General features: G+C 61.5%; 7 protein-coding genes. All 7 read right to left on the reverse strand.

Translation table 11 applies throughout. The annotated features are described in order from the left end of the window. Positions 1-5: 5 nt before the first annotated feature. The 7 genes from fmt to N3C12_08745 all read right to left on the reverse strand — a co-directional run bounded on the left by fmt (position 6) and on the right by N3C12_08745 (position 12,246). Complete coding sequence (fmt, locus tag N3C12_08715) at positions 6-1,004, reverse strand: methionyl-tRNA formyltransferase (GenBank protein MCX8072518.1); 999 nt, start codon at positions 1,002-1,004, stop codon at positions 6-8. Beyond that, positions 1,001-1,543 carry a peptide deformylase gene (gene def / locus N3C12_08720; GenBank protein ID MCX8072519.1) on the reverse strand — a complete coding sequence of 181 codons (543 nt, stop codon included), beginning with the start codon at positions 1,541-1,543 and terminating at the stop codon, positions 1,001-1,003. Before def ends, fmt begins: the two co-directional genes overlap by 4 nt. A 273-nt stretch (positions 1,544-1,816) precedes the next feature. After that, entirely contained in the window at positions 1,817-3,958 is a 2,142-nt protein-coding gene (locus N3C12_08725) for a CRISPR-associated ring nuclease (GenBank protein MCX8072520.1), read from the reverse strand. Between the two features lie 195 nt (positions 3,959-4,153). After that, positions 4,154-6,691, reverse strand: a complete 2,538-nt coding sequence (priA, locus tag N3C12_08730; GenBank protein ID MCX8072521.1) for a primosomal protein N' — start codon at positions 6,689-6,691, stop codon at positions 4,154-4,156. Then, positions 6,681-9,779, reverse strand: coding sequence for a CusA/CzcA family heavy metal efflux RND transporter (locus tag N3C12_08735; protein ID MCX8072522.1), 3,099 nt, complete (start codon positions 9,777-9,779; stop codon positions 6,681-6,683). Before N3C12_08735 ends, priA begins: the two co-directional genes overlap by 11 nt. Before the next feature lie 17 nt (positions 9,780-9,796). Continuing rightward, the gene (locus N3C12_08740) at positions 9,797-11,038 is read right to left on the reverse strand and encodes an efflux RND transporter periplasmic adaptor subunit (protein ID MCX8072523.1); all 1,242 of its coding nucleotides are present in this window, start codon (positions 11,036-11,038) and stop codon (positions 9,797-9,799) included. Beyond that, on the reverse strand, positions 11,035-12,246 hold the full coding sequence (locus tag N3C12_08745; protein MCX8072524.1) for a TolC family protein: 1,212 nt from the start codon (positions 12,244-12,246) through the stop codon (positions 11,035-11,037). Before N3C12_08745 ends, N3C12_08740 begins: the two co-directional genes overlap by 4 nt. Positions 12,247-12,273: the final 27 nt, after the last annotated feature.

Here is a 12,273-nt window from a genome sequence, read left to right on the forward strand (position 1 = left end):
GCCCTTTAGGCCAAGCGATGCCCCGGTTGCCAGCGCAAACCGCGGGCAACTTCGCTGCCCTTGCCCTGGCGACGTCCTTCAACCTGGATTTCGACGAGCTCCAGGACCCCATCCCCACAGGCAACTTCGAGTCGTGGGTCTACACGTACGATCGTGCCGGGATCGAGCCGAAGCTGTTCCTCGCTGCTCTGGACCCGTGCCCGGTAGACCTTCACGCGCCGACCCTTCCATAAGAAGTATGCTCCGGGGGATGGGCTAAGTCCCCGAACTAATTGGGCGATCTCCGCCGCTGGTTTCTGCCAATCGATCTTCCCTAAGTCGGAGCGGATCAAAGGGGCAAAAGAAACCTGCGCCGCATCCTGGAGACGAGGTTGGAGCACGCCCTTATGCCAGGCGTGCAGGGCTTCGAGCAAGCACGCGGCGCCAAGATGAGCAAGTCGCTTCTGCAACTCGCCATAAGTTTCCTCCGAGGCGATGCTCACGCGCCGCTGCAAAAGGATCGGCCCGGCGTCCATTTCCTCGGTCATCAACATGATCGTGATGCCGCTTTCGCTCTCCCCGCGAATGAGCGCCCACTGAATGGGTGCAGCGCCACGGTAGCGGGGTAGCAGGGACGCGTGCACGTTGATACATCCATGAGGTGGAATCTCAAGGATCTCACGCGGGAGGATCTTGCCGTACGCAACGACGACAATGACGTCGGGTTGCCAGCCACGGAGCACGCGAAGGAACTCTGCGTTCCCGCGCACCTTTTCTGGCTGCACCACTGGGATCCCGGTGTTCTCCGCAAAGCTCTTCACAGGGGGAGGCGTAAGGTGGCGCCCCCGGCCGGCCGGTTTGTCGGGCTGAGTAACCACACCGACAACATGTTCTCCGGCGTTGACGAGGGCTTGGAGCGAGGGAACCGCAAACTCGGGCGTACCGAAAAATACAATGCGCCATCCAGTGGGTTGCCCGACCTTCTGGTCGGCCGCCTGGTCAGTAGGAGAAGATAGATGACTCACAGCCCGCTCGAGCCGGCCACAACGTCCTCAGGGAGGCCCTCACGCATCCACTTCCTGAGGCGGCGCCGGTAGAGATCACGCTTGAGGCTGCTGATGCGGTCGATAAAGAGTTTACCGTCCAGGTGGTCGATTTCGTGCTGCAGGGCCACCGCAAACAAACCTTCTGCCTCGATTTCGATTTCCTTTTCTTCCGGCGTCCAGGCGCGCACGAGTACCTTCGCAGCGCGCCGCACCTCGGCGGTGTAACCGATCACGCTCAAGCAGCCCTCTTCGAACACGATGGAGCCCTCGCGTGCGGCGATTTGTGGATTGATGAGTTTGATCAGCCCCACTCCGTGTTGTTCCTTGTCGACGTCGAGCACGATCACCCGTTCGCTCACCCCAACTTGGGGCGCGGCCAGTCCGATGCCCGGTGCATGGTACATGGTCTCGACCATGTCGTTGAGTAATTCCTGCACCCGCCCATCGATGTTTTGTACGGGTAGCGACGTGCGTTTGAGGGTCGGATCGGGGTACTTCAGAATCGGTCGCAAAGCCATAACGCGACAAACGTAAGGAAGTGTGTGCTATACGCGCAAGTGCCGCTTTGGCCTGAGGCGGGGCCGGTAGCGCTGCACCTGGCGCGGAAGATTGTTTTAAATCCAGTCCGTGGTGCCGTGGCGTGAGCGCACACAGTTCGCACAGGCGCACGTTGATGTGGCGGAAGTTGTGTTGAGTTTTGCGCACGAGTGCCGAGAAAGGCTTCTTCGAGCAATGGGGAGCAGTGGGGAGCGCCTGCCCGGGTGCGCAGAGCCCACGGGACTCGCTCTCCACTATGCGAGCGTGCCGTCTGTCCCTTGCAGCAGCTGGGTGACTTTCTCGACGACCTCCGCATCGTAGCGGCGAAGCAAGCTCGAGCGTTCGGCCGCCGGCAGGAAGGCATGTTCGAAACCTGCCCGCACGAGAGCAAGTAACTGCCACACGTTTAAGCCACCGCACATCCTTGCCGCGCGCAGGTACTCGTCGGCTAAACTTGTCCGGCTAATGCCTGGGTTGTCGGTGCATAGGACGACATCGAGACCGAGGTCCTGCAGGTAGCTCCTCAGTGGGTACTCGGGACGGTTCCAGGTGGTGTCCACCTCCGGGTCGTAGTAGCCGACCACCTCGACATTACTCGTGGGGCAAAGCTCGATGGCGATTCCGCGATCGCGCAGTCGTTGCGCCAGTTCGGGATGCTCGTGCAGGGTGAGGCCATGGCCAACCCGCTCCGCGTGCAAACGATAAACAGCTTGCCAAATGTTGTGCGCACTTTCCCCTTCGCCAGCATGGATGGTCAGGGGTAGACACTCCCGGAACACGGGGTTCAACAGCCGCGCAAGTTCGCCGAAGCGCGGGGCGGTGCTTTCGTCGCCGGCAATGTCGACACCGACGATGAGATGCTGATGGGAGCGGCGAGCCCGGATAATAGCTTTAATGTCGGCGAGGCTGAGCTCTCGGCGCCGGTCGAGTACGATCAACAAGCGGATGTCTAGCCCGGGATCTTCCTGCTGCGCTTCCCGCAGCGCGTCGTCGAACACGAGTAAAAAGCGACCGATGTTCCCCTCGCCGGTGTGGTCGCACAAATACTTGTGGGGGCTACAGCGAAGCTCACAGTAGCATACTCCGTCGCGCCGGAGCCGTGTATAGGTTTGGCGTACGTACTCGCGCACTGCCGGTTCGGATTGGAGGAGGGCGGATCCGGAGAGTTCCCCTGGGATTTCGTAGGCGCGAAAACCCAGCCCTGCTCGCAAGCCAACCCGCGGCTCCGTTGTTCGATAGAGGCGTTCAACGAGTTCGCCTTCGCTCAAGTTGCAGAGGATGGCTGTGGCGGCGTTGAGGCGGTCGCGACCACGGCCTAGCAAGTTCGGCCAATTCGCAGGCCATTCTTTTTCTCGGTACCAAACCTTCACGCGCTCGAGCGCACGTTGGCGCTCCCGCTGGGACAGAAGGTCCCACACCACGCGGGCAACTTCCCGCTGCTGCGCAACGTCGAGCACCCCACCTAGGTGGCAATGGAGGTCAGCCTTCGGTAGCGCTGTGAGCCACGTGCGGAGCTGTGGGCCGACCGTGTGCCGGCGCAGGGCTTCGATGTGCCGGGGGGAAAGGCGGTACAGTCCGTACCAGTTTGGTCGCGGTTCTTGCTCGAGCAAGTGTTTGAGGTGGCCCACGTAAATCCGCGGGCGCGCACGCTCGCGCGCACGCCAAACGTCCACCAGAGACGGCGCACGATGCTCCCAGAGGATCGTTATGGCGGTCGTGCTGCTGCTGGGAAGAGCTTCTCCTTCGATGGGGAACTCTTCCGGATCGAGGAGAGGAAATTCCGCGGTTTGCACGTCGAGCAAATCAGAGCGTTCGAGCGGACCGAAAAAAACTGGCTCGAGGCTGTTGGCGAGTTCGGGTTTCAACGGCGCGGTGAACAGGTCCGGAGTCGGTCTCCGCAGCGGTTCAGGGAGATTACGGTCGATGACGTGCACGCAAGCCCGTGCACCAAAGACGCTTCCCGCCCACTGCAAGTCGGCACTCATCGTTTTGCGCCCCCCAGCCACGCTCAAGACCAGCGCTTGGTGTTGGCCGTTGTGAGCAGCGTGAAACGTGAGGCGAAAGAGAAGCTCTCGCATTTCGTCGCATTCCTCGGTCGACCCTAAGTCGTGAGTGCGCCGCGCAACCCAGATCTTCAGAGGTGGAGCATCGGTGATTTGGTTCCAACAGGCGAGCAAAGCTTGACGTTGCTCTTCTGTGCCACCGGTGGTGGCGACCCAAACCTCATCGGGGGGAGCAATGCCGCGACTGAGGGTTTCTTGCCGAAAGCGCTCTCTTCGCTCGTGGTGGCGGAACAAATCCAGGATGTCGGGAGCCACCACCGCATACACCTCGGGTACAACCGCCCACGACGCGCCCAACGTACAGAGCAAAATGGAACGAGGCCTGTCTCCCACGGAACCTCCCTTCGTTGCCAATGAACTGCCGCGTTGCGGTAGTGTTTCACGCATGAGGCGCGAATTCTACTGCGACCGATGGTTGGCAATGTTGCACTTTGCGCCGCTGAAGGGTCCGCGGGCTAGCGCCGAGGAGTCGGGGCCTTCAACATGGACTGCGCCCTGGTCGTCGAGCGGAGGTAGGGCCCGCGTTGGTCACAGTAAGGACTGGGGGTCGACATCGAGAACGATCCTCACATGTGCCTTTTGGGACAAGCGTTCCCGTACCAGGGTCCGCGCGTGGGCCGCGCTCCGGCGAGCGATTGCGGAATGAGTGGATCGAAGGAGGACTTGCCAACGGTACCAGCCGCGCAGCCGGAGCAACGGCGCTGGTGCCGGTCCGAGCACTTGGAGAGCGTGTCCGCCCAGTGCGGCAACGGTAGCCGCGAACTGATGTGCCACAGTTTGCGCTTCCTCTTCGTGCCGCGCCTCGACACGTGCGAGTACGAGCCGGGAAAACGGAGGGTAGGCGAGCTCTTGCCGGTGGGAGAGCTCGTAGCGGGCAAATCCCTCGTAGTCTTGGCTGGCCGCCCATTGGAGGACTGGATCTTCTGGCCGATAGGTTTGCACAAGCACGCGTCCGGGAACGTCGCCCCGGCCGGCACGCCCGGCCACTTGGGTGAGAAGCTGGAAGGTGCGTTCGCTGGAGCGAAAGTCGGGCAGGTTGCGGGAGAGATCTGCAAGGATCACTCCGACGAGAGTGACGTTGGGAACATGATGACCCTTGGTCACCATTTGTGTGCCGATCAAAATGTCGAAGTTCCCCGCGATCCAGTGATTGAGGATCTCCAGCAACGCCTTCGGTCGCGCGGCTACATCGCGATCCAGCCGGGCAACGCGAGCATGGGGGAGCAACGCACGCACTACCTGCTCCACCTGCTCCGTGCCCGCACTCCATGCCGCCACTGCAGTTCCCCCGCACTGAGGGCAACAGCGTGGTGCGGGGGTCGTACGGCCACAATGGTGGCACTGTAGGGCGGCCTTCCGTTGGTGGTAGGTCAGGCTCACGGAGCAGTTCGCGCAGTTCATCACCGCTCCGCACTCAAGGCACTGCAGAAAGCGGGCATATCCACGACGATTGAGGAAGAGCAAGCTTTGTTGCTTGACCGCAAGGTTGAACTCGAGCGCCGAGCAGAGAGTCTGCGAGAGTGGGAGAGCACGCCCGTGGACCCGAGTGCCACGGAGGTCGATCAATTCCACCGTGGGTAGAGGACGGGTGTCGATGCGTTCGGGTAGGTGCAAAAGCCGGTAGCGACCTCGGCGTGCGTTGTAGTAACTCTCGAGGGAAGGGGTGGCCGAGCCGAGCACGATGGTGCAGTTAGCCAGGCGGGCGCGCATGACGGCGACATCGCGCGCGTGATAGCGCAGCCCCTCCTCTTGCTTGTACGCACCGTCGTGCTCCTCGTCGACAATGATCAAGCCCAGGTTCCGGAGCGGAGCGAAAACTGCACTGCGCGCGCCGACGGCAAGGTGTACGGCTCCGGAAGCGATGCGCTCCCACTGTTGCCAGCGCTCGCGCGGGCTCAATCCGCTATGCAACAAAGCCACCTCGCTGCCAAAGCGCCCTCGGAGTGCGGTGACCAACTGATGCGTGAGGGAAATCTCTGGCACCAGCGCCAGGACTGTTTTTCCCGCAGAAAGACAGGCCTCGGCTGTTTGGAGGTAAACCTCGGTCTTCCCACTACCGGTGACCCCAAATAGGAGAAAGGGCACAAACCCCTCGTGTAACGAAGCCCTCAACTGACGAACGGCCTCGCTTTGGTGGGCAGTTAAAGGCAAAGCCTGGGAAGCCGTTTCCGTGGATGATGACAAGATGGGTTCCGGGGCTAAGCGGTCCCATTCGATGACCCCCGCCTCTTCTAAGAGGCGGAGCTTGGCCCGAGCAGAGGGGAAGTTGGCTTGGAGCTCGTCGAGCGTCGCGTAGCCGCTGGGGTGGTGGTAGAGGTATTCGTAGAAACGCCACAGCGCCGGGCGCCGTTGCATCCAGACTTCGACCTCGAGTTCAGGGAGCGGGGTGCTGATGCGGACGATTCGAAGACCTTGCCGTTCGGCCGGGACGGATGCCTCGGCTTGATAACGCACGAGGAGGATGCCTTGCCGGCATAGGCGCTCTAGCCGCGCAGTCGAAAACGCTTCTTTGAGCTGACGGCGTAGTGTTGGCACAGGAATCCAAGCATGCCGAGCGACATGCTCAACGATGTTGCGATCCTTTGGGTCAGCCACCTCCGTCAGTGCCGATGGTGCAGTCGACAGGAGGCGCCGCACGCGTACCTTGATCGCACTGGGAATCATCGTGGCAATCGCCTCGCTCAGGGAGCCGAGGTAATATTCGCCAAGCCAACGGGCGAGTTCGAGCAGCAAGGGGTCGAACAAAGGGCCGTTGTGGTCGAGGCACGCGGAGATTGGGCGCAAGTGAGGAGCTGCGGAGTGTTCGACCTGTTGGATGACCACACCCATGACAAATCGGCGCCCGAGGGGAACGACCACACGGCTGCCGACTGCCACCTCGTGGGCGAGAGACTCAGGTACGACGTAGTCCAGGATGTCCAAGTTGCCTTGTGCCGGGATCAGCGCGACTTGGACGATCGGGCCCTCTGGTGCTGAAGTCCCCACAGCGTGAGGGTCAGGCTGTTCAGATGGCTCTGCCGGTTTCCCAGTTGAGGACAAGGCGGTGGCCCCGTTCTCAAGAACCATGGTTGAGCCATCGAGTGGCAACACGCCGTTCCAGCCACTCGTAAAGCGACGGGAGGATCAAAAGCGTCAACGTGGCAGCTGAGAGAATCCCGCCGATGACCACGGTTGCAAGCGGTCGTTGTACTTCCGCTCCCGAGCTATGCGAAACGGCCATCGGCAAAAAGCCAAAGGCGGCAACAAGTGCCGTCATTAACACTGGCTTCAGGCGTTGCGTAGCACCCTGAACAGTAGCCTCGGTAAGCGCGAGGCCAGCCTCGCGCAGGCGGTTAATCGCGGAAATCATCACGACGCCGTTCAGGACTGCAATGCCAAACAACGCAACAAAGCCAATGGAAGCAGCGAGGTTCAAGTGTAAACCGCGAAGCCACAGGGCAGCGATCCCGCCGACGGTGCCAAACGGTACGCCCATCAGAACCAATGCGGCATACCGGAGGCGGCCGAACGTGGCGTAGAGCAGCATGCAGACGATCCCTAGCGCGAGTGGAACCACGATCGCGAGGCGACGCATCGCGCGCTGCTGGTTCTCGAACTGTCCGCCCCAGCGGAAGTGGTAACCGGGTGGAAGGTGAACGGTTTCGTCGATCCGGTGGTGTGCCTCGGCAACAAAGCTGCCGAGGTCGCGTCCGCGCACGTTTGCTTGCACCACCAACCGTCGCTGCCCATCTTCGCGCTGAATTGCTTCGGGAGAGTCTGTAGGGGTGATGCGGGCAATTTGGTGCAGTCGAATGCGCTCCCCACCGGGAGCGAGCAATGGAATCTGTGCCAGCGCCTCCGCATCCCGGCGATACGCCTCTGGCAGGCGGACGACAACCGGGAAGCGCCGCGCGCCTTCCAGGATTTCGGTTACCGTCACACCCCCGGTTGCCGCTTCGACCACATCACGAACGTCGTCGACCGACAGGCCGTAGCGCGCCAACGCCATACGGTCGATGGCGATTGACAACTCCCGTGCCCCGGAGAGGAGTTCCAGGCGCAAGTCTGCAACGCCCGCAACCGTTTCCAGTGCAGCCCGGACTTCGTTGCCGATGCGCTGGAGCTCGGTGGGATCGGGACCGAAGATTTTCACGGCCACATCCGCCTTGATTCCGGAAATCACTTCGTCAAGCCGCATCGCCATTGGCTGAGTGAAGTTTAAAGAGATTCCCGGCACCTGTTCCAAATGCTCGGCCAGGGCGTCGATCAATTCCTCTTTGGTTATGTGGTCAGGCCATTGCTCAGCCGGCTTGAGCAGGACGTACATGTCTCCCTCGTAGATCCCCATCGCTTCGGTCGCGATGTCGGGGCGGCCAATCTTGGTGACGACGCTCCTCACCTGGGGAAACTCCAAAAGCATCCGTTCGAGACGGGTGAAGGTGTCGACCGATTCCGCCAGGCTCACCGACGGGAGGAGGCGGACCTGCACGAGAATGGAGCCTTCGTCGAGTTTCGGCATGAACTCCGTCCCAAGAAAGGGCAAAGAGCACAAGGCCAGTACCACGACCCCCGCTGCCGAAGGAACGATGAGCTTGCGGCGGGCCATCACCGCGATCAGCAATTGTTGGTAACGGTTCTGAAGCCAACGGAACCACACGGCTTCTTCGTGCCGTTGAGGCGCGGTAGCGAGGACGTACGGTGCGGCGGCTGGGATGGCAGTGAGCGCAAGAAGCAGCGCGCCCAAAATGGCTGTGCAGACGGTGATCGCCATGGGCCGGTACATTTTTCCTTCCAGGCCCTCGAGGGTAAAAATGGGAAGGTACACGGCCACAATGATCGCGACTCCAAAAGCAACCGGTCGTGCGACTTCGATGGCGGCTGCACGGTAGACGGGGAGGAGGTCCTTGCGCATCCTCGTGCCGCGGTGTTCATCCCGTCGCCGTACCAGGTTCTCCACCATCACCACTGCGCCGTCGACAATGAGTCCGAAATCGATCGCGCCGAGCGACATGAGGTTGGCAGAGACACCAAGCAAGTACATCCCGGAAAAGCCGCAGAGCATCGCTAACGGAATCACGGAAGAGACCAGCAGTGCTGCCCTCCAATCGCGCAGGAACAACACAAGGACCAGGACTACGAGTGCGCAGCCTTCGAGCAGGTTGCGGGCTACAGTCCGGCTGGTGCGGTGGATGACTTCACTTTGGTCGTAAAACGGCTCGATGCGGGTTCCCGGTGGCAGCGTTTTTTCGATTTCTTTCACCCGCTGTTTGACTCGTTCGGTCGCCTCGGCCGCATTGGTTCCTTTTAAGAGAATCACCATCCCGGAGACGGTTTCGCCACGGGCATCGCGCGTCACTGCGCCGTAGCGAGGCAGTGCCCCCAAAGAAATTTGGGCGAGATCGCGGAGGTAAATCGGGGTCCCATTGTGAGCCGCTAAAACGATGCTGCCGAGCTCTGTCATATCGGTGAGCTGGCCACGCCCACGGATGGTGAAACGCTCTGCTCCTTCTTCCACAAAACCACCGCCGAACACAGTGTTGTTGGCGCGCACTGCGTGGAGGACCTGGCTCAGGGCAAAGCCATACTTCTCTAGGCCCTGCGGGTCGACTTCCACCTCGAAGCGTTTGGTAAAGCCGCCCCAAGAATTCACTTCGCTTACGCCTTGGACGGAGCGCAGACGCAGGCGGATTTCCCAGTCTTGGAGCGTCTTCCGTTCCATGGCATCGAGAGGGCCTTCGACAAGGTACTGGAACACTTCGCCGAAAGGGGTTGCCACGGGCCCGAGCGTGGAGGTTACCCCTGCCGGTAATCTCTCGCGTACGTCAGCAAGCCGTTCGTTGACCTGTTGCCTGGCGAAGTAGAGCGGCACCTGGTCCTCGAACACGATCGTGACCAAGGACAGCCCGAACTTCGACGTCGACCGCACTTGCACGGCTCCGGGAATGCCCATGACGGCGGCTTCGATGGGATATGTGATCCAGTGTTCGACGTCGGCGGCCGCCATTCCTGGCGCCTCCGAAACGACCACGACTTGTTGGTTGGTCAGATCCGGGAAGGCCTCAACGGGCAGCCAACGAAAGCACCAAAGGCCACCAACTATGAGTGCCGCGACGGCAGCGGCCACACCCGCAGGATGTCGGAACGTTGCTGCGACGAAGCGTTCGATCACTCCCATGGTTCAAACTGCTGCAGTCAATCCTCCGAGGGGTGCGCGCGGAGCACCAATGTGGACTTCAGAAGAAAGCTGCCACGAGCGACAACACGATCGCCATGGCGCAAGCCCGACTTGACCTCGACCCACCCGTCGCCAACTCGGCCAATCTCAACTGGCCGCTGTTGAAACTTGCTTTCCGCGATCGGCACGAAGACGACGCTGCGCCCATCTAGCTGTTGCACTGCCGACTGGGGAATGACGAGCAACGCTTGGGCGTGGGGCTCGGAAATTTCGAGTTCGGCAAACATCTCGGGCTTAAGCTTGCCGTCTCGGTTGTCCACCGTGCAACGAACTTTGACGCGGCGTGTTTTCGGATCTAGCACATCACTGATGTATTCGATCGTCGCCGTAAAGGTCTCGTTCGGGTAGGCGGAAACCTTAAACCGCACCCAGGTTCCTGAAGTCAGTTTGTTGAGCCAACGTTCGTCGACCTCTGCTAGCAGCCAGAGAGTGTCCAGTTGTGCGACGGTGAACAGGGGTGAACCGGGTACAATCCCTTGGCCGGGACTCGCCGGTCGCTCCACGACGGTACCGTGAATTGGGGAGCGAAGGGGGAGTCCTGACGGGTGAACGTCGTTCGCTTTGCCACCTCCGAGGGCCAGCCAATCTCTTCGAGCACGAGACAGCTCCGCGCGTGCCGCACGCACTTTGTTGCGCGCGATCACCACATCCAGCCGGGCGCGCTCAAGCTCCTGCAAAGCAGCAGCTTTGGCCGCGAAGAGACGGCGAGCCCGTGCGTGTTGTTGTAGGGCAAATTGGAGTTCGGCACTGGCGGAGCGCTCGCTAGCCGACGCAGTACGGAGTTGCGCCACGGTGGCCTCCCAATTGGGGCTATATAACCAAGCGAGGATTTGCCCCTCGGTGACGCGGTCACCGACGAGGGCGAGGACGTCGCGCACTCGCCCTTCGACTGGTGAACCGAGGCGCGCGGTTTTGCGTTCGTCGAACGCGACCACTGCAGGTGCCGTAATAGACTCACTGACTTCGGTGTGCCGGGCAACGACGATTTCGAAGCCGAGCCGCTCCTGAATTGCCGTTGGCACCTCCACGGTGTCGCCCGCAATGGCGACAGGTCCGGGGTTCGGGTCTCGGTCTGGTTGTGTGCAGGCGAAAAGTGTGGCGGCGGCGAACAGCAGGGCGACTGCACCACCAACCCGGCGCTGCTGCCATTTGGCGCTTGTGACAACGGAGAAGGAAATCGGAGAGAGCGCACGCCTCATGGCCCGTTGTCGCTAGACAAAATGCGCCATGTTTGCGCGGCGAAAACCGCCTCAGCCCAAGTTCCCACCACGGTTCGTCGTACCTCCAGGTACACGCGTTCAGCATCAACCAGAGCCAAAATCTCGCCGCTGCCTTCATGGAACGCAACCTGCGCGGCCCGGCGTACGTTCGATGCGGGCTCGATCATTTCTTCGTGCGCCGAGAGCATCCGCGCCGCCAAAGCGCGCCAGCGGCTTAACACCGCAAATAGCTCGGCGCGCACGCGTTGGGCTGTGGCATCCACCAGCGCGTTGGCCGCACTCAGTTCTGCCGTCGCTCGCTGCACGTTGCCCCGGTTCGTGTCCAGTACCGGGAGAGGGACAGACACGCCCGTCACCAGCGTGTCACGCGCTGCGGTGCGTTTGTACCCGGCGGTTATCGCCGGGTCTGGAATGCGGCGGGCTTGTTCCAGATCGAGCGCATGTTGCGCTCGCTCCTTCGCGGCGACACTCGCCTGATACTCGGGGTGTTTGCGGAGCACCTCTTCTACGATGACCGTGTCTCCAAGAGACGGGGGCGTTTCGAACTGCGGCTTCTCCAGCGTATCGGGGGGAAGCTGCGGGTCGTCCAGCAACTGACGAAGTTGCTGAAGTGCGATCGCCTCGCTAGCGTGGAGTTCCGTGGCGATTGTACGCAACCGGCCCAGCTCAGCTTCCAATTTTAACTGCTCCGCCACCGCAAGCTTCCCTTCGCGTACACGCCGCTCGGCAATCGCCCTCAGTGCGGCGATTTCGTGTTCCGACTCCCCAACAATCTCCAATTCTTCTCGGAGCCGGAGGACGGCGATGAACTGCTTGGCGGTTTCGAGCGCGAAGTGCTGTCGTAGCGCGCGTGCCTGCTGTTGAGCCAGGTTTACCCCAGCCCAAGCAACTGCTTGCCGTGCTGCTCGTTTTCCTCCGAGTTCAACGAGTTGGCTCACAGTAGCGAAGAAATCGAGGTCAGGGTTGTCGGCGCGCAACTCTGGCGCAAGCCGCCAATTTTCACCGCGCAGCTCGGCTACTGGATTGTGCCAGCGGCTCGCCTGGTACCAACTCGCTTGCGCCGCGGCGACTTGCTCGGTGGCTGCCCGCACTGCGGGCGACCGCTCGAGCGCACGGGCGATTGCCGAGGAGATGTCCAGAGCCGCTGCCTTTGATAGGGAGAGGTGTGTCAGGGATAGGAGGAGCACGGCGCGATGCACGACCGCGAGGAGGGG

This window comes from Candidatus Binatia bacterium (assembly GCA_026415395.1).
GTDB lineage: Bacteria > Desulfobacterota > Binatia > HRBIN30 > HRBIN30 > HRBIN30.